A 20,699-nucleotide genomic window follows, 5' to 3' on the forward strand; every position below is an offset into this window, starting at 1 on the left:
ACACAAGGCCTTCGGCTACCTCACCCCGGCCGAGACCCGACGGCGACACCGACACGCCCTCGCGGCATAACCATCAAGTGTCCAAGATCACGGGGAAGCTTCACGCACGAGCGCCCTGATGCGCGCCAAGACCGCCGGACACCCGGTGCCCGAGACGATCGTCAGCCTGGTACAGACCCACCACGCCCGGCCCGACCGGCTCGGCGTGGTGCTCGACATCGGCTGCGGTCGCGGCACGAGCAGCCTCGTCATCGCCGAGCGGCTCCGGCCCCAGCGCGTCGCGGGCCTGGACGCCGCCCCCTCCCTGCTCGCCCAGGCCCGCGAGCGCGCCAAGGGCCTGCCCGACAGCACGATGGACTTCGTCGAAGGCGACTTCCACGACCTCCCCCTGCCCGACGGGTCGAGCGACATTGTCGTCGCGGCGTTCTGCCTCTACCACTCGCCGCACCCCGAGGACGTCGTCGCGCAGATCGCCAGGGTCCTCGCCCCCGGGGGTCTGGTCGTACTCGTTACCAAGGGCCTCGACAGCTACCAGGAGATGGACCATCTGGTCGTCTCCGCCGGCCTCGATCCGCGTGCCGCCCAGCACGAGAGCCTCTACACCTCAGCCCACAGCGGCAACCTCGCCGACGTGGCCGCCTCCTCGCTCGACGTGATCGCCGTCGTGGACGAGGAGCACGTCTTCACCTTCGACGGCCACGACCACACGGCGCAGTACCTGGCCACCAATCCCAAGTACAACCTGGCGCCCGGCTTGTACGGCAACCCCGGGGCCCTAGCGGCGACCCAGCACGAATTCCTTCCCGACCAGCCCCTGACCACCCGGTCCCGGATCACCTTCGTCGTCGCCCAGCCGAAGGAAGGAGGGGCGCCGGCATGAGCCTCACCCCGTTCACCAAGTACTACGCGGAACCAGAGCGTGCGGCGGGGGCGGTGCGCCACTACCGGTGGCTCACCGCGCACGCCAAGCCGCTGTGGCAGCCAGCCCTCCACACCGCCGGACCGCGGTTCCTGACGTTCGAACGAATCGAGGGCCGCCCCGTACGTCCCGAGGACCTTCCGCGCGTGGCGGAACTGCTGGGCCATGCCCACGGTGCCGCCTGGGCCAGCGACCTGCACTCCGCGTCGCTGGACACCCCGCACCACTTCCAGGACGGCACGGTCTTCGACGACTACCTCGGCCCACGGAAGCTCGCCCTACGGCGACGCCACGAGCAGGGCTACCTGCCGAACAAGACAGCCCTGCACGCGATGCTCGGCCTGCTGGAAGCGACCACCGAGGGACCCTGCGCCTTCTACAAGGACAGCAATCCGCGGAACTTCGTCATCACCAGCACGCAGGACATCGTCGCAGTCGACACCGACGACCTGTCCCTCGCCCCGATGGGCTACGACCTCGCCAAGCTCATCGCGACGCTTCACCTGACCTACGGACCGCTCACGGACCAAGCCGTCACCACCGCCCTGTTCGCGTACAACGCGGCGGCCCGACGCCACGACGCCCGGCTGGGCAGGACGGACCGAGGCCGGCTCGACAACTTCCTGCGCCTGCACGCCGTGCTCACCGCCCCGTACGTCGGCCGCAACGGCTACCGCTACGGCCTGCCCCTCCGTTTCAGCCACCGAGGAGCCTCATGATCACCACCGAACTCGTCTTCGTCCGGCACGGCCAGGCTCAGTGCAACGCCGACGGTCTCGTCGGGGGCCCGCGTACCTGCACCGGCCTGACCAACCTCGGATACGCCCAAGCCGAACAGGCCGCACGCCGCCTGGCCACCGAGCATCTGAAGAACCCCTTCGACGTGGTCTACACCGGCCCGCGAATCCGCCTCGTCCAGACCGGCGAGGTCATCGCCCAGACACTCCAAATCCCCGTGCACCACGACGACCGACTCGACGGCCCGGTCCACGGCGACGCGGACGGCCAGCCCTGGGACGCGATGAAGACGGCCGCCGACGGCGGGCCGCACGCCCACCCCGACACGCCCTGGGCCAACGGCTCCGACACCTGGAACGGATTCCTGAAGCGCGCCAGCAAGAACCTGAGCCAGCTCATCGAGGAGAACCATGGCAAGCGCGTCGTTTTCGCGGCCCACGGGGAGACGGTGATCACCGCGCACACCCTGCTGCTCGGCGTCCCGATCGGCTCGCCGGCCGGATTCACCCACAATCACGCCTCCATCACCCGCTGGCAGCACCACCGCAACCGCCTGGGCCAGACCCGCTGGATGCTCGACCGGCACAACGACACCGAGCACCTCAGTCTCCTCACGCCGGAGCCGACCCCGTGATCGCGACCTCGCGCGACCCCCGGATACACCTGGCGCACCACCTCCTTGGCGCAGTCGACATCGCAGCGGACCCCGCGCTCCCGCCCCGCGTCGTACGCCTGGTGGCCGACGACGGGCGTCAGTTCATCGCGAAGCAGCACGCGGAGCGAGGCCGGTACGCCGGAGAACTCCACGCCTACGGGGCATGGGTCAGCCATCTGACTGGCCATGCGCCGGAGTTGGTCGGTCGAGATGATGCCACCCGCACCCTGCTTCTCACCGCACTCGCAGGCGACCGCGCGGACACCGTCGCTCCGGGCTCGCCCGGGGAGGAACTGGCCCACCACGAGGCCGGGCACGTGCTGGGCAAGCTGCACCGAGCCACCGCCATGCCCCAGGGTGGTGCCGTCGGCGCCTCGCTCGCCGAGCGGTTCCAGCGGTGGATCGACCGGGCCGTCCACGCCGACCTGCTTGACGCGGCCGAGGAGAACCTGCTGAAGCATCACGCGGTGATCCTGGGCGCCAGCCACATGGACAGCGCGATCTGCCACCTCGACTACCAGCCGCGCAACTGGCTGCTCGGCGACACCTTCGGCATCTACGACTTCGAGCACATGCGACGCGACGCCCGGGTCCGCGACTTCGCCCGGCTCGAATTCCGACGCTGGCAAGCCGCACCGCACCTCCGCACCGCCTTCTTCGACGGCTACGGGCGCCCGCCGAACGACACCGAACGACGCCTCCTGGAGTCCTTCGGCGCCATCGAGGCGACCACAGCCCTGGTCAAGGGCCACCAGGAGAACGACGCCCCCCTCAGCGCGCACGGCAGAACCGTCCTGTCCCGGCTCACCTGACCTACCCCATCGACGACACCTCTCTGGAGATCCCCGTGCCACAGCACGAGCAGCCCCCGACCAACGCTGCCCCCCGACGGGCCGTGGTGACCGGCTCCGCCGGATTCATCGGCTCCCACCTTGCCCACGCCCTCATCCAGGCCGGCACCACCGTGATCGGCGTGGACCGCCGAGACCCGTCCACCGACCCGACGGCCGCCGCCAACCTCGCCGCGCTGCGAGGCCGCCAGGGATACCACCACGTCACGGCCGACCTCCTCCACTGCGCGATCGACCCGCTCCTGATCGACGCCGACGCGGTCTTCCACCTCGCCGGCATCCCCGGTGTACGGCCCTCCTGGGGACCGCAGTTCGGTGACTACCTCGCGTCCAACGTGCTGGCCACCCACCGTGTCCTCGAAGCCTCCACCCAGATCGGCGTCCCTCGACTGGTCGTCGCCTCCTCCTCCAGCGTCTACGGTCCGACCGACGGCGACGCGAGCCTAGAGACCGACCGCCCGAAGCCCGCCTCCCCATACGCCGTGACCAAGCTGGCCGAGGAGCAGCTCTGCCTCGCCTACGCCGAGCGCCCCATCGGCCCCAGCGTCGTCGCCCTGCGGTACTTCACCGTCTACGGCCCCCGGCAGCGCGCCGACATGTTCACCCACCGCGCCCTGTACTCCGCCCTGACCGGACAGCCCCTGCGTCTGTACGGAGACGGCCACCAGCGCCGCGACTTCACCTACATCGACGACGTGGTCGCCGCCACGATCGCTGCCGCCGTCGTCCCGACCGCTCACGGCGCCATCAACGTCGGCGGCGGATCGAACGCATCGCTGCTGGACGTGATCAACATCGCCAACAGCCTCACCGGCCGCGAGATCCAGCTCCACCAGGACCACGTGCGCAACGGGGACGTCCTCCTCACGCGTGCCGACCCCAGCCGCGCGGGAGAGGTCCTCGGCTGGCAGCCGCGCGTCGACCTCCACAGCGGGCTGCGCGCTCACATGCAGGCTCTGGCCGCCCCGGTACCGGACTTCAGCCGGGCCGCGTAGCCCTACGCCTCGGAACCCGAGAGGAGTGCCCATGGAAACCCCCGAGCGAGCACGGCTGGACGCCTTCTTCAGGAGGATCACTGCGCAGTTTCCCGCCGGTCAGGCGATCACAACGCTGGTCATCACCCACCTGCTCTCGGAACGCCCCGCTTTCTTGCGCGCCATGGCCGCGGTGTCCACGATCGGCGCCGTCCTCCCCAAGCCCCGGTCGATCCACCAGCCGACCCTCGACACCGTCCGCCGCACCCTGCCGGTCCACGACCTGAGCCGGGAGCGGTTCACCGACGAGGCCCAGGCGCTGCACTATCTGGAGGACACGGCCGGCGGCCGGGACGTCGTGCTGGTCGACATCGGCGGGTACTTCGCGGCCAGCCTCGACACCCTCGTGAACAAGTTCTCCGGCCGCATCCTCGGCGTCGTCGAGGACACCGAGAACGGACACCAGCGGTACTCGGCTCTCGGCTCCCTCCCGTGCCCGGTTGTATCTGTGGCCCGTTCCCCGCTCAAGGACTGCGAGGACCACCTCGTCGGCCGGTCCATGGTTTTCTCCACCGACGCCCTCGTCCGCGCCCGCGGGGACATCCTCACGAGCCGCAGCGCCTGCGTCATCGGCTTCGGCAAGATCGGCCGCTCCATTGCGCAGACCCTGCGCGCCCAGGACCTGCGCGTCACCGTGTACGACAACGATCCGGTCAAGCGGGTACAGGCGCACGCCCTCGGCTTCCGCACCAGCGCGTCCACCACCGAGGCCGTCCATGACGCGGAACTCGTCCTGTGTGCCACCGGCAATCTCGCCCTCCGGCACGAGGATTTCGCCGCCCTGCGCAACGGCGCGTACCTCGGATCGGTGACCTCCTCCGAGGACGAGCTCGAACTCGGCAGCCTCGACGACCTCTACGAACGCCAACCCGTCGGACCCCAGTTGACCCGGTACGAGGTCACCGGCCACTACTTCTACGTCCTCGCCGACGGCGGTGCCGTCAACTTCGTGCACGGCGCCGCCGTCGGCACCTACATCCACCTCGTCCAGGCCGAGATACTCGCCGCCACCGCCGCACTCAGCCACGCGCGACTCCAGCCCGGACTGCACGAGATACCGGCGGCCGACCGCGACACCATCGCCAGAACCTGGCTCCGCCACTTCGAAAGGTGACCTCGTTGCCACCCTCCACCGACCACATCCGCGCCGTCACGGAGGCGTACCTCGCCCGCCACCCGGACGAGCGCACCTCCCTGACGATGCTGTTCGCCGTGCTCGCTGGCGCGGAAGACCCCACCAGCCGCAAGACTTTCCCCGCCCACGTGACCTGCAGCGCCATCCTCATCAACGGTGAACGGCACGTGCTCCACATCCTGCACAAGGCGTCCGGGAAACTGCTGGCGCCCGGCGGGCACAACGAACCGTCCGACCAGCTCCTGCGCGACGCAGCCCTGCGTGAACTACACGAGGAGGCCGGCATCCCGCCCAGCGCCGTCGTCCCCCTCGCTGGCCACAAGGACATCCCCCTCGACATCGACGTGCACGCGATCGACGCGAACCCGTCGAAGAACGAGCCGGCCCACCACCACGTGGACTTCCGCTGGGCCTTCCACCTCCGGGCCGATCACACGGTAACGCTGCAGGAGGAGGAGGTCGACGGCTACCAGTGGCGGCCGTTCGCGACCACCTCCTCACCCACCGTCCGCGCCAAGCTCGCCCAGCTCACCTGAAGCCCCCGAACCCGACCATCAGGAGGATGCCGTGGCCGCCACCACAGCCCGACAGACCGACGCCCAACGGCGCCGACACATCGCCGTCATACCGTGCCGCTGGGGTGCCTCCCGCTTCCCCGGCAAACCACTGGCACTCCTCGGCGACAAGCCGCTGCTCTGGCACGTCCACCAGCGCTGCCTGGAAGCCAAGCGCCTCGACGGGGCCATCGTCGCCACGGACGACGAACGCATCGAAGCGGCGTGCCGCGAACTCGGCATCGACTGCATCCGCACCGGGGAGCACCTCACCGGCACCGACCGCGTCGCGGAGGTCGCCGAACGCCTGCCGGCCGACGGATACATCAACCTCCAGGGCGACGAGCCGTTCATATCGCCGACCGCCATCAACGACGTCTCCGAGGCCCTGGAGTACTCGCCGCCGGACACCTTCGCAGTGAACGCCTACACCGAGCTGGTCGATGTCGGCGCCGTCCTAGACCACAACGTCGTCAAGGTCGTCGTCGCAGCCCGCAGCGAGGCCCTCATGTTCTCGCGCCAGCCCATCCCGTACCCCAAGGGCGACCGGCCGAAGTACCTGCGCCAACTGGGCCTCTACGGCTTCACAGGCGAGGCTCTCCAGCGCTTCCGTCAGCTCCAGCAGGGGCCCCTGGAGCGTGCCGAAGGAGTAGAGATGCTGCGCTTCGTCGAACACGGTCACGCCGTGCGGATGGTCCCCGTCCTGGACGACGGGGTGGCAGTAGACACCCCCGAGGATCTGGCGCGAGCCGAGGGCCTTCTCTACCGGCGCAACTGAGGCATCCGCCCGAGCTCAACCGTGCTTGTTGGGCGACTCGTTCAATTTCCTGACCATCAACTACGCAAATGCAGTGACGGGTTAGCGGCAGTCCTCGAACTGAAGTCAAGGTGTACTGGCCTTTCGGTCTTGGGTAGTTGTAGTGATCTGCCGCACTCGGGTGACCTTTGCAACACATCCCTCTCTCATGATCGCTTAATCTCCCTTGTACGCTTAGGCGCGGACAGCGCGTGCCGGTCGAAAGCCGTGCGCATCGAACACAGGCTCCAGCCTGCCAGCGCCTCGCGTACGCGCGTTCAGGTATGGGGCTTGCAGTGAGCATGAATGGAGCGGCTATGCGTTGGCGTAGGGACCCTTCACGTCGTGCCCTCGTGAGGGAATGCGAGAGGAAGCTCGCTGATCTCCCTATACCGACCCCCTTCAGCGTCGAGACGCTGGTGGGAAATATGGAAGAAGTATTGGGGCGTCAAATTCAGTTGGTTCCGCTGGAAGATCCCGACGGGGGCCTGGGGACAGCGTGCGGCCTGCGGGTGAAAACTCCCGAAGTGACCATAATTCTCTACCGCCGCCGGTCAAGCAGGAATCAAACGGAACACATCATCCTCCATGAAATCGCGCATGAATGGATGGATCACGGCACCTCTCTGACGGCTGTCGAAATCGAGCGTTACGTCCCGGAGCGCATCCGGCAGGAAGTGCTTCGGCGCTACCCGTCGGCACTGATTCAAGCGCGCGTCGATTTCGACAGCCACGAGGAGAAGCAGGCTGAGCTTTCAGCGTCATTGATCAAGCGGCTGGCGCGTCGCCAGTCTGCTACCGGAGACGATGTAATCAGCCTGTTGGAGTACTCGTTGTCGCATCCGGTCGCCCCACCGCGGCGTCGGCGGTAGCTCCACCCGCCCTCAATTCTCGCAATGAGCCCCTAGTAATCAGTCTGCACTCTGCAGGGCCCGTGAGCGGCAGGTGCGGCACGTATAGATCGACTGATCCCGTGTTCGACTTTTTCAAATACTTCACTGCGGCAGTCATGACGCTGATATCCATCTGGCGTTTCCCGGCCGTCAGGTATGGCGATGCGCACCGCAGGGCGCTCTGGGGAGGCTACGCCGGATTTGCAGTGGCTCTGTGTCTCTACACCCCAGCGGCAATGGACGCAGTCGACCGCATTCCTATAGTCGATCTCAGCGCCCTGCTCCGGCACTTTGCCAGCACGGCGGCGATCATGGCAGCCCTGACCTACGTCGCCACCAGCTACGGCAAGACCGCTGAGGCGGTCGTGCCCAGGCACGTAGAGTTCTCACGGTGGATCGCCCGAGCGTCGTACAAAGCCGGAGCCGTAGGCGTGGTTCTGCTCGCGATCCTGTTCTTCACCGTTGTCCAACGAGACCGGCCGAGCGAGGATTTTCTCATTGACCATGCTGGGCAATGGGGCGTCGCGGTCTACATGACCGTGTTCTATTTCTTTCCGCTAGTTACCACCGCCGTATGCGGCTATCAGTGGACGAGGGCGGCACGCCGAGCTGAGAGCACGAGCATGCGCATCGGGCTCGGTTTGATGGGTTTCGCGATGTGGATGGGGCTCATCCATACGATAGCCAGGATTACCATCCTGTGGAGCGCCGTAGTATTTCCTCTTAGCCAATCGACGGTGCGGTTCCTTGTCGATGCCACTGCGATCTGGATGAACCTTCTTTTCGTTATCGTCGCCGTAGGGGCAAGCATTCCGACAACCCGCGCGGCTGCTGCACGTTTGAAGACATTCCGAACCTTGAACCTGATCTATCCGCTCTGGTTCGATCTGGTCGAGTCGTTTCCCGGAACAAGCCTGTACCCGCCCGGTCGGCGCATTACGGAACTACTGCAATTCCGCGTCCCCATCGACGTCCGCTTGGACCGATGGACGCAAGATATCTCCGACGCCTGCGAGAAGCTGCGCTACTACGTTCCGTGCGACTTGATGTTTGCTGCGGAAGACATGGCATCCCTACAGTCCGATCCCGAGCCCGCTGCGGAGGCGTACTGGATAAGGGCTGGCCTCCTCGCCGCTAACGCCGAATCCGTTAGACCGTCCTCGGCCACTCTCATGAGAGATAAGCCGTTCGTCGACACCGAAAGTGAAGCTGCGTGGTACGTGCGAGTCGGCACGGTTTATAAGCAGATCACTGGTGATGAAGCGCGAGAAGTTCTTGATAACTCCGAGAAGTTGGAATCGGATTCTCGGCAGTAGCTCTTGGGCGGGGCGTACGGCTATTACCGTAACTGTGTTTTCGGCGTACACGCCCTGTCACTTAGAGATGCGATCTTGTGCGGCTTGCGTGAGATTCGGCACCCTCGGGCGTGTGGTCGCGACTGGTACCGTGGGCTAGGCGGACAAAGAGGTTTTGCCCCGCCCTGTAAGTGCACTTCCTGGCCTGCGATGCGCAGTTTCTGCGTCCGCCATGTACGCCGGGTCCGCGACGCTGTCCGGTCTGGATAGGCGTCCGAAATCTCAGCATCGGAGTTCCCCGCATGTCCAACCGCCGTACCGGCCTCATTCTTGATTTCGGAGGCGTTCTCACCACCCCCCTGCTGCCCGCTGTGTTGGCGTTCGAGCAGCGTGAAGGGCTTCCCCAGGGTGCCTGCCTCACCGCCCTGTACAAGGACCCGGAGGGCGTCCGGATCACCAGTGATCTGGAGCGCGGAGTGGTGTCCCAGAGCGAGTGGAACGAGTTCGCCGGCAGGATGCTGAACGTGCCAGCAGACGGACTGATGGGGAGGATCTTCGGTGACCTCCGTCCCGAGCCGTTGCTGATCGACGCAGCCGCCGCAGCACGCCGGGCCGGGATCAAGGTCGGCATCCTGTCCAACTCGGTGGGCTTGGCGCCGTGGGACCTGTACGACGGCTACGAGCTGGAGAAGCTGTACGACGTCGTCGTAATCAGCGAGCACCACATGATGCGCAAGCCTGACTCCCAGCTCTTCGAGGCCACGCTCAAGCTTCTGGGCCTGCCCGCCGAAGAGTGCATCTTCGTCGATGACACCGAGGCGTACGTGCAGGCAGCGGAGCAGCTCGGCCTCGCCGGAGTGCACAACCAGGACCCGAAGCAGACGGTCGCAACCCTGTCCGAGCTTCTCGGTGTCGACCTGGCCGCTTGATAGATCGGCGTCGACTTCGTCTGCACGAAGGCGCTACGGCTCGGCCTCCGGGGAGGCCGAGCCGTAGCGCCTTCGTGCTTCCGGTCCGAGATCTATGGTGGCCCCAGGGCCGATCAGCGATGGGCGGTTACGGGTCCTCGGACGTGCCTGCAAGGCGGTAGTGCCGCGAACGATCTGCACCCGCCCGCTACTGGCGGGGTCACTCCTTGTCCTGAACCTCGGACAGCTTGTGCCGCAGCTCTCCCACGAGCCTGTTGATGTCGGCCATCGTTCTCAGGGAGAGGATCTCGCTGCCGCGTGCGGCTAGGCCGAGGACCTGTCCCTGGTGGATCGAGCCGATGAAACGAACAGCCTCCAGGAACTCCTGGATCATGGGGCTCAGCTCGGCGTCATCGCCGAACAGCCAGGGGGGAACCTGGAAGGCGTGGGCCAGGCCGGCGCGCACTTCATTCGATGCCGCGGTTGCCGTTCCTTCGCGCAGCTCGCCGATGCCCTCGGCGGTGACGGCTGCCGTCGGCGCATGCTGGTTGACGAGCTGCGCAATCTCCGAGTCGGAGAGCGTCTCCTCGCCGGTGGAGCCGTACTGCAGGAGAAAATTGATCTTTTCTCCGATCGTGCGAGGCGCGGCTTCTTGATCGTCACGCGGGGAGTTGGTGCGAATGCCGAACGAGCGATCCTGCGCCGCGAGCAGCTCCTCCTCGGTCACCCCGTACGCCGCCGCCAGCGGCTTCACATAGCTGGCGTTGAGCCTGCGCCGCCCGGACTCGGCGTTGCTCACCGGTCCCCGGCTTGCGCCGATGATTTCGGTGGCCTCCGCCACGCTGAGACCGGCGTCACAGCGTAGGAGCTGTAGGTCTGGCGGCCCCTCGTGGGGGAACAGTTCGTCGAGTGGTTCGTTGAGCGCCGTGGCGATCGCCGGCAGCTTCTCGCCCTTGGGGAAATCCTTCCCGGATTCCCATCGTGCGACAGTGGCGCCGCTGACGCCCACCAGTTCGCCCAGCTGCCTCTGGTGCATGTCCCTGCGTCGGCGGACGGCACGCACGCGGCTGCCGTCGAACTGACGAGGGGGCACTGGGACTCCTGGTGCGAGGTGGCGATGGGCTCGGTGTCGGGCTCAACTGTAAGCCAGGTTGATGCATTTTCGAAACTGACGTACGTTTCCGTATCGCACCTGTTGATCAGGCCCAATTCTACGGTGCCGAGCCCTGGGGGACCTCTGTGCATATTCCTATGCCAAAACCGCTCACGCGACAAGCGCTTGCAGCGCTTGCCGGGCGGCGCGGATCCACGTCGGCATCGCCCTCCTGAGAGCGGCCGACACGGAGTAAGGCGACCGCAAACGATCTTCCGGACAACGGGATGGACTTGCCCGCGGGGTCTACGTATGTTCGTCGTCCCACGCCGGGCAGGGCGCCGGAGAGGGGCCGATGACCAGCGGAAAGGAGGCGGGACGGATGCCGGCATACGACCCGTGATCTGGCCCGGAAACTGAAACCGGCGCCGAGGAGCTACCAACTCCCCAGCGCCGGGCTGGCGCTCCGAGGGGCGCCAATTACACATCACGCGGGCGGCAGGGCTTCTTGCACGAGACCGCCGCACCGCGCTCCTACGAACAACGGAGTATCGCATGCTCGCCACGCCGAGCGGTAGCCCGGCCTGCGCGGACGACGGCCGTCCGCGCCGCCTCGCCGCCCAGCTCGCCGACATGATCCCGGGGGCGTCCACGATCCGGGTCAGTCTCACCGACCCGACACAGACGTGGCCTCATCTCCACGCCGTCGTCAAGGACGAGGCCGGGAAGACCATGGTGCTGGGGCGCCCGACCGCCAGGGTCACGGCACGCTGGATCCTGCGGGTCTGGCCGGCGGTGGACTGGATGCGCTCGCACACCTTCTGCCTTGCCGACGCCACCCTCACCCGCAGCGACCTGGCCGCCGCCGAGCGGGGCCGCTGACATGGCCCGGATCCGAACCGTCAAGCCGGAGGCATTCACCTCCGAGTCACTCGCCGAAGTGACCGTGACGGCCGAGAGGACCTTCTTCGGCCTGCTCACCCAGGCGGACGACCACGGCCGTCACCGGGACAACGCCGCGATCATCGCTGGGCTTCTCTGGCCTCTGCGCGCCGAGCACACCTCTGTCCACGTCGAGGACGACCTCCACCAGCTCGCGAACGCCGGACTGATCTGCCGGTACACCGGATGCGACGGCCGCCTCTACCTCCACATCGTGACCTGGTCCGAGCACCAGAAGATCGACAAGCCGAGCCAGTCGCGCCTGCCCTCGTGCCCGGAGCACCAGGCTGCCGACCGGTGCGCCCCCTGCAAGGGCTCCTGCTCCCGGAGGGAGAAGGGCTCGCCCACCACTCCCCGAGGACTCGCCGAGACCTCGGCGAGGGCACCCCGAGCCCTCGATCTGCCTGCCGCACCCTCCTCGACGGTGCCGGAACAGGCAGACGAGCTAGCCGCCGGCCGGCAGGAGGCCGCCGACGGAGCCAGCAGCGCACCCGGGCGGACTGGAGTTAAAAGTGCAGGTCAAAGGGTTGCCCCCGACGGCTCCCCGAACCTTCCCCGGAGCCTCCTCGAAGGCTCGGCGCCTGGATCTAGGATCTTGGATCCTGGATCTCTTGTCCCTACGGGGCGCACAGCGCCCGCAGCCGGCATCTCCGCCAAGGACCTCGTCGGGGAGTACGTCGCCGGGTGCGACCAGCGCCCCCCGAGCGACGTGATCGGGCACCTCGGACGGATCATCAAGAAGCTCCTGGACGAGGGCATCGCACCGGAGCACATCCGAGCCGGGCTGGCGAACTTCACGGCCAACCCCAAGCACCCGAGCGTGCTGACCAGCATGGTCAACGAGGCGATGAACGCTCGCCCCGGCGGTTTGGCGCGGCCGGGAATCCGGCCTACCGTGCCCGCCCACCAGGCGTGGACCAACCCGGCCAACGCGTCTGCCGCCTACGCCGAGGAGCTGTGATGCACACCCGTCACCGCGAACCGCAGCTCCTCGGCAACGAAGCCACGCTGGAGCGCATGGCCAGGATCCTGGCCGCCCGCAACATCGACCCGGCCGACGCCGCGCTGCCGGACGACGCCGAGCCCTTTTCGCCGCTGGACGCCCTGCTCGCCGGGATGCCCCCGCGCTATCAGGCGGCTGTCGCCGACCACCCCACGGTCCTGGAGTGGGTCCGGAGGGTCACCGACGCGGCCGTCGCTCCCAGCCGAGGAGCCCGACGACAGGTCACCACCGGACCTAGCCTGCTGATGGCCGGGGTCGTCGGGGCGGGCAAGACACACCAGGCGTACGGCGCAGTCCGAGCGCTGGTCAGCAGCGGGGTCGGTGTTCGCTGGCGCGCGACCACCGCTGCCGACCTCTACGCCGATCTCCGCCCCCGGCCCGGGGTCGACAGCGAGCGGGAACTGGCGGCGGTCAGCCGCTGCCCACTGCTGATCATCGACGACCTCGGCGCGGCCAAGGCGAGCGAGTGGGTCGAGGAGATCACGTACCGGCTGATCAACCGGCGGTACAACTACGAACTCCCCACGCTGATCACGACCAACCTGGCGATCAAGGACCTGCGTTCCTACCTCGGGGACCGAGTCGCCAGCAGGCTCGCGCAGATGACCACCCGAGTCGAGTTCGAGGCCGTCGACCGCAGACGCCACAGCGCCGTCGCCTGACCCTCCACAGGCCACCCCGCCGGACCGCGCCCTCGCAGCGCCGTCCCCCCGGGTACCTACCGCCAGCGCACCTCTCCGCCGACGCCCCTGCGCGCGGAGAGCGATCGGAGCACCCCGCATGACCAGCACGATGAACGGCCCCGCCCAGCACCGTCAGCTCGGCGACCAGACCTGGCAGGCCGACGCCGTCTGCCAGAGCACCGAGTACAACCCGGTGGACCCCGAAGTCTTCTTCCCCGAACCCGACGAGACCGCCAAGATCGCCACGGCCAAGGCCCTGTGCGGCCAGTGCCCGGTCCGCCGCTCCTGCCTGGACGCCGCTCTCGAAGGGGGTGACACCGACGGGATCCGTGGCGGCCTGACGGAAGAGGAGCGCGGGCCGCTGCACGACAAGCTCGCCAGCCGCCTCGACTACAGCCGCGTCAATGCCACCATCGCCGGACGCGACGTGCACCTCACCCATACGGAGCGCCGCGCGGTCGAGTACGCGGCCTACCGCCACGGGGTGAGCGAGCAGCGTCTGGCCTGGCTTCTGAAGGTCACCGAGGAGCACGCCAAGAAGCGATACCGCGAGATCCGCCGGGCCGAGCGCAACCGAACCCTGAACCAGCCCACCACGAACACCACACCCCCCGAGACCAGCGGCGAGCGCCTGATCCGCGACGACTTCGGGACGGCGGCATGAACATCGCAAGCGCGTCGAAGACGGCGCACATATCCGGTTGGGACCGCGCGGCTGTCGTGGCGCTCGGGGGCGCGGGGTGCGCACTGTCGTACGACGCCCTGCAGCAGATGGCCGTGGCCATCCACATCCGAGGCTTCCTTACCTACCTGTTCCCCCTGGTGATCGACGGGTTCATCGCCTACGGCATCCGAGCCCTCCTGGTCCTGCGCAACGCACCACTGCGCGCCCGGCTCTACGTCTGGGCGCTCTTCGGCACGGCCACCGCCGCCAGCATCTGGGCCAACGCACTCCACGCGGTGCGCATCAACCAGGACACGGTCGCCGGCACCGGCCTCCAGCTCGGTGACGCGGTGGTCGCGGTGCTCTCCACCATCGCCCCGCTCGCACTGGCCGGAGCGGTCCACCTCTACATCCTCATTGCCCGGGGCCCGGTCGAGGACTCTGGTCGGCAGAACCTCGGTCAGCCCGGTCACCTCGGTGGGACCGACCGGAGCGACGCCATCGAGGTCACCCGGACCGACCGAGCCGGTGAGCAGCGGTCAGCGGCCGGTCAGGTCAGGTCCGGTCAGTCGGTCACCGCTCTGACCGACCGGCTGCCGCTGTCCCCGACCGACGAGGACACCGCCGCCCGGTCAGTGACCGGAGACTCGACCCCGGCGACCAGCGGCCAGTCGGTCACCGACCACCACAACCGCAGCCACGGTGCCTTTGACCTGCCGGGACAGGCGGACAAGGGTCGGACGGTCACTGACCGCCCCAGCAGTGCGGCCTCGGTCGGTGATGACCAGGACAGCCCGGCGGCGGTCAGTGCCCCGCCGGTCACCTCGCCGCCGGTCACTGACCGGGCCGCTCGGCCGACTGGTGACCGGCGTCCTGACCCGGACACCGAGGAGCTGCTGGCGATCGCCCGGTCGGCGGTCAGGGCCGAGGACAAACTGACCCGCAAAGTGGTCGCCCAGGCGATCCGAGGTCAGCAGATCCCGCTGTCCAGCGACACCCTGACCGCGCTGATGGCCCAGCTACGCGAGCAGCACCGCCAGCCGGTCACTTCCTCCCGGCCCTGACCGAACCTACACGGAGTGGGTGACCGAACCGGTCACCCCGGCCGGTCACCCACTCCGCATGTCACCGACACACCCCGCCACAGCAGAAGCGGAGAGCACCCGATGCGCACTCACCCGGCCACGCCCGCCGAAGTCGACTCCTGGCTGTCCGTCCTGCACCAGCACGGACACCTCCACCGCGCCCAGTCCGGCCCCGACACCACCTGGATCGTGCAGCGCGAGCAGCACGACCGGCCCTGGACCCTGCACCACCCCGTCCTGGCCATGGACTGGATCGAGGAACTCGTCCGCGAAATCCAGCAGCAGGACCCGGAGACGAGCCGGTGAACACCAACGACCCGGCGGCCACCCCCGCTGGACAGCACCGTGACCTCACCACGGCTCCTGGCGGAGCAAGCTATCGCGTACGACGGTCCTACGGCCCGACGTACGCACTTGTCCCCGCCCAGGAGGGCGGGGGAAGCCCGGCTGGTCCCCGAGCGAGGGCGCACGGGGACCAGCCGGGCAACCGGCACCAGGGGGCGCCGGTCACCGGGGGAGAAGCAGATGATACTGCCGACCGCGAGCAGCCGAGCCCGAGCACGCCCGCCTTCCCCGACCGCACCCCGCGCCGCCGCAGCCGCAACCCGCGCGAGCGCGCCCGCAAGACGACCACCCGCCTTTCCGACACCGAGAAAGCCGAGATCACCGACGCCGCCACCCAGCGCGGCGTCACCGTCGCCCGCTTCCTCGCCACCGCCGGCCTGAGCGCCGCCCGCGGACATGCCGCCGTGCACAGCAACGACCAGCTCGACACCGCCATCGACGAACTCGTCGCCCTACGCACCGCGCTGGCTCGGATCGGCAACAACATCAACCAGATCGCCTTCGTCCTCAACAGCGGTGGCCACCCGCGTGCCGGTGAACTCGAACACGCGCTGGGCGCGCTGACCGGACTTCTCGCCCGCGTCGATGACGCGGCGAACGGCCTGGTGACCTGGCGGCTGTGATGGTTCCCGACATCGGACGCGGCTCCCGCACCCACGGCCTGCTCGTCTACTTGTACGGCCCCGGACGGCGCGAGGAGCACACCGACGCACACCTCGTCGGCTCCTGGGACGGCTTCGCCCCCGACCCCGGCCTCGACCCCGACCCGAAGGTCACCCTCGCCCGGCTCACCGCCGCCCTTGACCTGCGGGTCAAGCAGGCCGGCGACCGCGCACCCGCCAAGCACGTCTGGCACTGCTCGGTCCGCACCGCCCCCGGGGACCGGCGGCTGGACGACGAGGAGTGGAACGCCGTCGCCCAGCGCATCGTCCACGCCACCGGCATCGCCCCGGATGGAGACCCCGACGGCTGCCGGTGGATCGCCGTCCGCCACGCGGAAGACCACATCCACATCGTCGCCACCCTCGTACGCGGCGACCTGCGCAACCCGCGCCTGAACTACGACTTCAACAAGGCCCAGGCCGAATGCCGCCGCATCGAGAAGGAGATGGGCCTGCGGCGCCTGAACGCGGGCGACGGAACCGCAGCGAAGAATCCCAGCAGCGCCGAGAAGTTCAAGGCCGAGCGCACCGGCCGCCCGGAGACCTCGCGCGAGACGCTCCGCGAGGCCGTTCGTCGAGCCGTGGCGGGAGCGGATTCGGAAGAGGAGTTCTTCACGCGGCTCCGAGAAGCGGGGGTACGGGTGAAGCTGCGGCACGCACCGTCCGGTGACGCGCTCGGCTACAACGTTGCCCTGCCCGGCGACCGCAACCGCGACGGAGACCCGGTCTGGTACCCCGGCTCCAAACTGGCCCCCGACCTCTCCCTTCCGAAGATCCGACTACGCCTCACCGACGGGGCCGCCGAGCCGAGCACGCCCGCGGTCGGCGCTGACCGGACCAACTGGTCACCGCCCGCCCGTCAACGACGCAACGCCACCGTCATCGCAGAGCGCTCGGCCACGCTCCTGGAACGCGACGAGGACGGCGAGGCCGCCCCCCAGCTCGTCGGCGTCGGAGAACTCCTCGACGCAGTGGCCCAGACCTCACCGGCCACCACCCGCACCGAGCTGGCCGCCGCAGCTCGCGCCTTCGAGCGGGCGACCCGCAGTCATGTCCGCGCCGAACGCGCCGACACCCGGGCCCTCCGCTCGGCCGCCCGAGGCATTGTCCAGGCCGGCGGGGCGCTCGGCCGAGGCGAGGACGGCGGCACCACCGCCATGCTCGTCTCCACCCTCGTCCTGGTCACCCTCGCCGCCGCCCGCTGGCACTCCGCGCGTGGACACGCTCAGCAGGCCCACGCCTCCCGACAAGCTGCCGCGCACCTGCGCACCGCCTACCGGCAGGCCGCTGCCACCCCGATGCGAGTGCTGCGCGACCAAGGTCGGGCTCTTCCAGAAGCCCAGCGCCGCACGCACGAGGCCACTCTTCGCGCCGTCCTGCCGGAGAAGGTCGTACGGGCAGGGGGCATGGAAGCGAGGACCGACGCCTTGGTCGCCACCCTCGCCCAGGCCGAGGGGGCGGGCCACGACTCCGAAGCCCTCCTGCGCCAGGCCATCGACATGCGCGAACTAGACAGCGCCGATGACGTGAGCGACGTCCTGGTCTGGCGCCTGCGGCGCATCGCCCAGCTCCCGGCACACCCGGGTGACGGCGCCCGTCGTCCGCAGGCCGCCACCCGCCAGGCCACCGCGCCGAGCAGCCGCACCAGTGAACGAAACGCGACGGCAACCGCGACGCTCGGGCCCATCCAAGACCCCAACCGCCGCTCGCCACGCCGCTGACCAGGTCGAACCGGCAGCCGGTCACCGACCGAGCGGACGCCGCGAAATGTATGGACAGCCGGTTCCACTGGCTGTTACGGATGAACACAGGACCGACAACCGGGAGATGACGCTTGTGCTCAGAACCACCACCCGCACCACGGAGCCGGCACCCGCGCTGCCCGTCGTCCCCACTGGCACCGACCCTCTGCTGCAACTCAAGGCCGGGACGCGGCCGGCCGACGGCCCCGGGGCGATTCGCTGCGTCGGCCACTCACGCGATCTCGCCCTCGGGGGCATCCCCGTGATGTGCTCCGCCTGCCGTGCCCGACGCGACTGGCTGCTCATCAACCACGGGCGCAACGTCTGGGTCCGCTGCCGGTGCGGCAACCAGTGGCTCGAGCCCGAGATCAGCCGCGCCGACTTCGACGCCCTGGTCGGCGGCCCGCACGGGACAACGTACCCAAGTGTTGAGGCGGGCTTGACCGCGCTCGGGTTCGACGGCGTATTCGCCGGCATTTACCTGGAGTAGGAGAGCACCGGCGGCGGTGGGGATCTGGCTGAAGAACGCGCGGGCCGCCGCCCGACGCGCAGCTTCCGGTGCTTGAAGGCGTAGCGGTCGTAGCCGGTGCGGTCCTCGACCGCCCCGGTGAGCTGGCCGATGGCGTCCGGCGGCAGCGTCGCCGCCGCACGCACCGGAGCGACAGGAGCGGCAGAGGCGGAGGCCGCGGCGGGGGCGGCCATCGTTAGGGGGAGGGCGGCCAGGGCGAAGGCGCATGAGGCGTGCAGCAGGTTTCTGATCACACAGCAGTGACTACCGGCCCCTGGGCGGTCGGCGGGCCAGCTCGGCGCGCCGATCACCCCGACGGACGTGGCCAAGACGCTGGTCGATTCCACCGAGGCGGCGGGGATCTGGACGATCCAGGCAGGGATCTTCCCCGAGAACACCGTCAGCCTCGCCGTCCAGGCGCGGGCCGGATTCCGCGTGATCGGCACCTGGGAGCGGATCGGCCGTCACCACGGCGTGTGGCGGGACGTGGTGCTCGTCGAGCGCCGCAGCCTCACTGTGGTGTGAGCTGGCCCTGCTCCGGAGGCTGGACCCATGGCCGCGGGCCGGAGGAGGGTGGTGGCCTCAGTCCTGGGTGACGGGCGAGCCGTCCTCGGCGGTGTGGTTCCACAGGCTGCGGTAGATGCGCAGGTCTTCCTCCGGCAGCTCCAGATGGCCGTGGACGCGGACGGTGCTGGTGTCCCAGGGGCGCAGCCCGTCGTGGCGGGGGGTTAGCAGGATGCCGAGTGCAGAGGATTCTCCTGCCTTGCCGGTGCGGGAGGTCACCTCGTGGTGGCGCAGCTGTACGTAGGAGGTGAAGGCGGTCCGGATGGTGTTGTCGAAGCGGGTGGCGGCGCCCACGATGAGCTGGCGGGTTCCGTCCGCGTCGAGCTGGCGTCTGAAGCGCCATTTCGTGTGTTCGGTGGGGACCTTGGGGACATCGTCGAGCATGTCGAGCAGGAGGCGACCCCATTCGGTGCGCGCTGCGACGGGGAGCCGGTCGAGGTCGCCGAGCATGGTGTGGCGGTTGGCTTCGGTCAGCGGGTCGGCGAGGGGGCTGAGGGCGATGTCCTCGAGCATGAAGCGGATCATGAGGTGGGCGCGGGTGCCGTCGTCTCCGGCGGGCGCCTGGGGCAGCTGCGGAACGGAGTACAGCACGCCGTCTTCTCCGACGAGGTCAGTGTCGATATCGCCGGGCGGGGTGTCGGCGTCGGCCGCGGCGAGTTCGTAGTAGCGGACCGGTTCCTCACCGAGGGGGACGGCCGGTTCCTTCGCGGCTCGGAAGAGGTAGTCGAGTACGGCGGTGGTCGAGCGCAGCTGGTTGAACAGGAAGTCCCAGTCGCGTCGGGTCAGGGCGATGGAGGGCATGCCGGTCGGCTGCCACGTTGCAGTGATCCCTTCCGGTACGCCGGGGTGGTCCAGGAGGAACACCGAGACCCACTCGTAGTCGTTGCCATCCACGTGTAGGACGCGGCCTCGTCCGTTGACCATGTCGGCGGGCAGCATGCGCAGTTGCCGCACACTGCCCTTGGCCTGGCTCATCGCCTTGGCCGCGACCTTCTGGATCCAGTTGGCCTCCAGCGCGTCGGCCTTGGGCGCAATCGTGCGGGCCTTGACCTGCACCACCGCACCGCGGTGGCCGGCGATCAGGATCCGGTCGCCCTGCTCACGCGAACCCGAGCCCTTCGCCGCGTTCGCTACCTGCTGGAAGACGAAGTCCGGCAGACCCCACGTGGCCGCCGCGGTGTGGGCGGCTTCCTCGGCGGCCGTACCGTGCTCGATGTGCGCCGACAGGGGCAGCGCCGGAGGTATGCGCCGCAGGTGGGGGCCGTTCGGCGTTTCGACGATCAGCGTCAACGACGCGGCGTCGTCCTCGTCGACGAGGCGCCACAGGGCCGGTGAGGGCGTTTCGGTCATGGCGCTCATTACACGCCATACCTGGCGGCCGGTGCCAGGCACGTGCCTCGAATTCCGGAGCAGGAGCCGGGCGTTTCGGCGGATCGCTTCGCGGGCCGGGCACGGCCGAAGCCGGTGACGGTGACGAACCCGCGCAGGGCCCGGCACCGCAACCGGGCGGGGTCGGGCACACATCGCTGAGATACCGGCTGCTCCCCTTGGCCCGAAAGGCGACACGGCACGGCCGCCGAGGGCCGTGCGACCAGGGGGATGAATGACGGTGCGGCGCCGTAGGCTGTGT

23 protein-coding genes and 1 pseudogene are annotated in these 20,699 nt (G+C 68.7%); 21 read left to right on the forward strand and 3 right to left on the reverse strand.

Annotated elements, in window-relative coordinates; translation table 11 throughout:
• Positions 1–118: 118 nt before the first annotated feature.
• From ACFV6E_RS20020 to ACFV6E_RS20070, 11 genes are all read left to right on the forward strand, one after another.
• Positions 119–880, forward strand: a complete 762-nt coding sequence (locus ACFV6E_RS20020; RefSeq protein WP_385463120.1) for a class I SAM-dependent methyltransferase — start codon at positions 119–121, stop codon at positions 878–880.
• Positions 877–1,638, forward strand: coding sequence for a phosphotransferase (locus ACFV6E_RS20025; protein WP_385463123.1), 762 nt, complete (start codon positions 877–879; stop codon positions 1,636–1,638). The genes ACFV6E_RS20020 and ACFV6E_RS20025 overlap by 4 nt, the downstream gene beginning before the upstream one ends.
• Positions 1,635–2,291: a histidine phosphatase family protein gene (locus tag ACFV6E_RS20030; RefSeq protein ID WP_385463126.1), complete on the forward strand. Its 657-nt coding sequence runs from the start codon at positions 1,635–1,637 to the stop codon at positions 2,289–2,291. Before ACFV6E_RS20025 ends, ACFV6E_RS20030 begins: the two co-directional genes overlap by 4 nt.
• Positions 2,288–3,124 (forward strand): aminoglycoside phosphotransferase, encoded by an 837-nt coding sequence (locus ACFV6E_RS20035; protein ID WP_385463129.1) that lies wholly within the window; start codon positions 2,288–2,290, stop codon positions 3,122–3,124. The genes ACFV6E_RS20030 and ACFV6E_RS20035 overlap by 4 nt, the downstream gene beginning before the upstream one ends.
• A 35-nt stretch (positions 3,125–3,159) precedes the next feature.
• Positions 3,160–4,158 (forward strand): NAD-dependent epimerase/dehydratase family protein, encoded by a 999-nt coding sequence (locus ACFV6E_RS20040; RefSeq protein WP_385463132.1) that lies wholly within the window; start codon positions 3,160–3,162, stop codon positions 4,156–4,158.
• Positions 4,159–4,189: 31 nt separating this feature from the next.
• Positions 4,190–5,311 (forward strand): adenosylhomocysteinase, encoded by a 1,122-nt coding sequence (locus tag ACFV6E_RS20045; RefSeq protein WP_385463135.1) that lies wholly within the window; start codon positions 4,190–4,192, stop codon positions 5,309–5,311.
• Positions 5,308–5,868 (forward strand): NUDIX hydrolase, encoded by a 561-nt coding sequence (locus ACFV6E_RS20050; RefSeq protein ID WP_385463137.1) that lies wholly within the window; start codon positions 5,308–5,310, stop codon positions 5,866–5,868. The genes ACFV6E_RS20045 and ACFV6E_RS20050 overlap by 4 nt, the downstream gene beginning before the upstream one ends.
• A gap of 31 nt (positions 5,869–5,899) precedes the next feature.
• Positions 5,900–6,664, forward strand: a complete 765-nt coding sequence (locus ACFV6E_RS20055; protein WP_385463140.1) for a 3-deoxy-manno-octulosonate cytidylyltransferase — start codon at positions 5,900–5,902, stop codon at positions 6,662–6,664.
• Positions 6,665–7,110: 446 nt separating this feature from the next.
• Positions 7,111–7,554, forward strand: a complete 444-nt coding sequence (locus tag ACFV6E_RS20060) for a hypothetical protein (protein WP_385463143.1) — start codon at positions 7,111–7,113, stop codon at positions 7,552–7,554.
• A gap of 101 nt (positions 7,555–7,655) precedes the next feature.
• Positions 7,656–8,891 carry an MAB_1171c family putative transporter gene (locus ACFV6E_RS20065; protein ID WP_385463146.1) on the forward strand — a complete coding sequence of 412 codons (1,236 nt, stop codon included), beginning with the start codon at positions 7,656–7,658 and terminating at the stop codon, positions 8,889–8,891.
• A gap of 281 nt (positions 8,892–9,172) precedes the next feature.
• Positions 9,173–9,799, forward strand: a complete 627-nt coding sequence (locus ACFV6E_RS20070; RefSeq protein ID WP_385463149.1) for an HAD-IA family hydrolase — start codon at positions 9,173–9,175, stop codon at positions 9,797–9,799.
• A 199-nt stretch (positions 9,800–9,998) separates the two neighbouring features.
• Here ACFV6E_RS20070 and ACFV6E_RS20075 read toward each other — a convergent pair whose 3' ends face one another.
• Entirely contained in the window at positions 9,999–10,871 is an 873-nt protein-coding gene (locus ACFV6E_RS20075; protein WP_385463152.1) for a helix-turn-helix domain-containing protein, read from the reverse strand.
• A gap of 555 nt (positions 10,872–11,426) precedes the next feature.
• Here ACFV6E_RS20075 and ACFV6E_RS20080 point away from each other — a divergent pair.
• The 9 genes from ACFV6E_RS20080 (at position 11,427) to ACFV6E_RS20120 (ending at position 18,487) form a co-directional block, all read left to right on the forward strand.
• Positions 11,427–11,753: a transcriptional regulator gene (locus tag ACFV6E_RS20080; RefSeq protein ID WP_385463155.1), complete on the forward strand. Its 327-nt coding sequence runs from the start codon at positions 11,427–11,429 to the stop codon at positions 11,751–11,753.
• A 1-nt stretch (position 11,754) separates the two neighbouring features.
• On the forward strand, positions 11,755–12,774 hold the full coding sequence (locus ACFV6E_RS20085) for a hypothetical protein (RefSeq protein WP_385463158.1): 1,020 nt from the start codon (positions 11,755–11,757) through the stop codon (positions 12,772–12,774).
• Positions 12,774–13,478, forward strand: a complete 705-nt coding sequence (locus tag ACFV6E_RS20090) for an ATP-binding protein (protein ID WP_385463161.1) — start codon at positions 12,774–12,776, stop codon at positions 13,476–13,478. Before ACFV6E_RS20085 ends, ACFV6E_RS20090 begins: the two co-directional genes overlap by 1 nt.
• Positions 13,479–13,596: 118 nt before the next feature.
• Positions 13,597–14,163: a WhiB family transcriptional regulator gene (locus ACFV6E_RS20095; RefSeq protein ID WP_385463164.1), complete on the forward strand. Its 567-nt coding sequence runs from the start codon at positions 13,597–13,599 to the stop codon at positions 14,161–14,163.
• Positions 14,160–15,227 carry a DUF2637 domain-containing protein gene (locus tag ACFV6E_RS20100; RefSeq protein WP_385463167.1) on the forward strand — a complete coding sequence of 356 codons (1,068 nt, stop codon included), beginning with the start codon at positions 14,160–14,162 and terminating at the stop codon, positions 15,225–15,227. The genes ACFV6E_RS20095 and ACFV6E_RS20100 overlap by 4 nt, the downstream gene beginning before the upstream one ends.
• 102 nt (positions 15,228–15,329) lie before the next feature.
• The gene (locus ACFV6E_RS20105; protein WP_359550380.1) at positions 15,330–15,554 is read left to right on the forward strand and encodes a hypothetical protein; all 225 of its coding nucleotides are present in this window, start codon (positions 15,330–15,332) and stop codon (positions 15,552–15,554) included.
• Complete coding sequence (locus tag ACFV6E_RS20110) at positions 15,551–16,216, forward strand: plasmid mobilization protein (RefSeq protein WP_385463170.1); 666 nt, start codon at positions 15,551–15,553, stop codon at positions 16,214–16,216. Before ACFV6E_RS20105 ends, ACFV6E_RS20110 begins: the two co-directional genes overlap by 4 nt.
• Positions 16,216–17,976, forward strand: a complete 1,761-nt coding sequence (locus ACFV6E_RS20115) for a relaxase/mobilization nuclease domain-containing protein (protein ID WP_385463337.1) — start codon at positions 16,216–16,218, stop codon at positions 17,974–17,976. Before ACFV6E_RS20110 ends, ACFV6E_RS20115 begins: the two co-directional genes overlap by 1 nt.
• A gap of 106 nt (positions 17,977–18,082) precedes the next feature.
• Positions 18,083–18,487: a hypothetical protein gene (locus tag ACFV6E_RS20120; protein ID WP_385463173.1), complete on the forward strand. Its 405-nt coding sequence runs from the start codon at positions 18,083–18,085 to the stop codon at positions 18,485–18,487.
• Here the strand turns inward: ACFV6E_RS20120 and ACFV6E_RS20125 are convergent.
• Entirely contained in the window at positions 18,475–18,759 is a 285-nt protein-coding gene (locus ACFV6E_RS20125) for a hypothetical protein (protein ID WP_385463175.1), read from the reverse strand. The genes ACFV6E_RS20120 and ACFV6E_RS20125 overlap by 13 nt on opposite strands.
• Positions 18,760–18,832: 73 nt before the next feature.
• Here ACFV6E_RS20125 and ACFV6E_RS20130 point away from each other — a divergent pair.
• Positions 18,833–19,030 (forward strand): annotated as a pseudogene (locus ACFV6E_RS20130) (GNAT family N-acetyltransferase); the annotation flags it as partial.
• A 57-nt stretch (positions 19,031–19,087) separates the two neighbouring features.
• On the opposite strand, the gene ACFV6E_RS20135 reads toward ACFV6E_RS20130, so the two are convergent.
• A complete protein-coding gene (locus tag ACFV6E_RS20135; RefSeq protein ID WP_385463177.1) occupies positions 19,088–20,419 on the reverse strand; it encodes a hypothetical protein in 1,332 nt (443 codons plus the stop codon).
• Positions 20,420–20,699 lie beyond the last annotated feature (280 nt).

The sequence above is a fragment of the Streptomyces sp. NPDC059785 genome (assembly GCF_042732375.1).
Lineage (GTDB): Bacteria > Actinomycetota > Actinomycetes > Streptomycetales > Streptomycetaceae > Streptomyces.

Bases quoted from the DNA above. Each gene is read 5' to 3' on its own strand.
- ACFV6E_RS20020 (WP_385463120.1), top strand. From the start codon at position 119: ATGCGCGCCAAGACCGCCGGACACCCGGTGCCCGAGACGATCGTCAGC.
- ACFV6E_RS20030 (WP_385463126.1), top strand. From the start codon at position 1,635: ATGATCACCACCGAACTCGTCTTCGTCCGGCACGGCCAGGCTCAGTGC.
- ACFV6E_RS20080 (WP_385463155.1), top strand. From the start codon at position 11,427: ATGCTCGCCACGCCGAGCGGTAGCCCGGCCTGCGCGGACGACGGCCGT.
- ACFV6E_RS20090 (WP_385463161.1), top strand. From the start codon at position 12,774: ATGCACACCCGTCACCGCGAACCGCAGCTCCTCGGCAACGAAGCCACG.
- ACFV6E_RS20060 (WP_385463143.1), top strand. From the start codon at position 7,111: ATGGAAGAAGTATTGGGGCGTCAAATTCAGTTGGTTCCGCTGGAAGAT.
- ACFV6E_RS20070 (WP_385463149.1), top strand. From the start codon at position 9,173: ATGTCCAACCGCCGTACCGGCCTCATTCTTGATTTCGGAGGCGTTCTC.
- ACFV6E_RS20105 (WP_359550380.1), top strand. From the start codon at position 15,330: ATGCGCACTCACCCGGCCACGCCCGCCGAAGTCGACTCCTGGCTGTCC.
- ACFV6E_RS20100 (WP_385463167.1), top strand. From the start codon at position 14,160: ATGAACATCGCAAGCGCGTCGAAGACGGCGCACATATCCGGTTGGGAC.
- ACFV6E_RS20115 (WP_385463337.1), top strand. From the start codon at position 16,216: ATGGTTCCCGACATCGGACGCGGCTCCCGCACCCACGGCCTGCTCGTC.
- ACFV6E_RS20045 (WP_385463135.1), top strand. From the start codon at position 4,190: ATGGAAACCCCCGAGCGAGCACGGCTGGACGCCTTCTTCAGGAGGATC.
- ACFV6E_RS20085 (WP_385463158.1), top strand. From the start codon at position 11,755: ATGGCCCGGATCCGAACCGTCAAGCCGGAGGCATTCACCTCCGAGTCA.
- ACFV6E_RS20025 (WP_385463123.1), top strand. From the start codon at position 877: ATGAGCCTCACCCCGTTCACCAAGTACTACGCGGAACCAGAGCGTGCG.
- ACFV6E_RS20135 (WP_385463177.1), bottom strand. From the start codon at position 20,419: ATGACCGAAACGCCCTCACCGGCCCTGTGGCGCCTCGTCGACGAGGAC.
- ACFV6E_RS20095 (WP_385463164.1), top strand. From the start codon at position 13,597: ATGACCAGCACGATGAACGGCCCCGCCCAGCACCGTCAGCTCGGCGAC.
- ACFV6E_RS20120 (WP_385463173.1), top strand. From the start codon at position 18,083: ATGACGCTTGTGCTCAGAACCACCACCCGCACCACGGAGCCGGCACCC.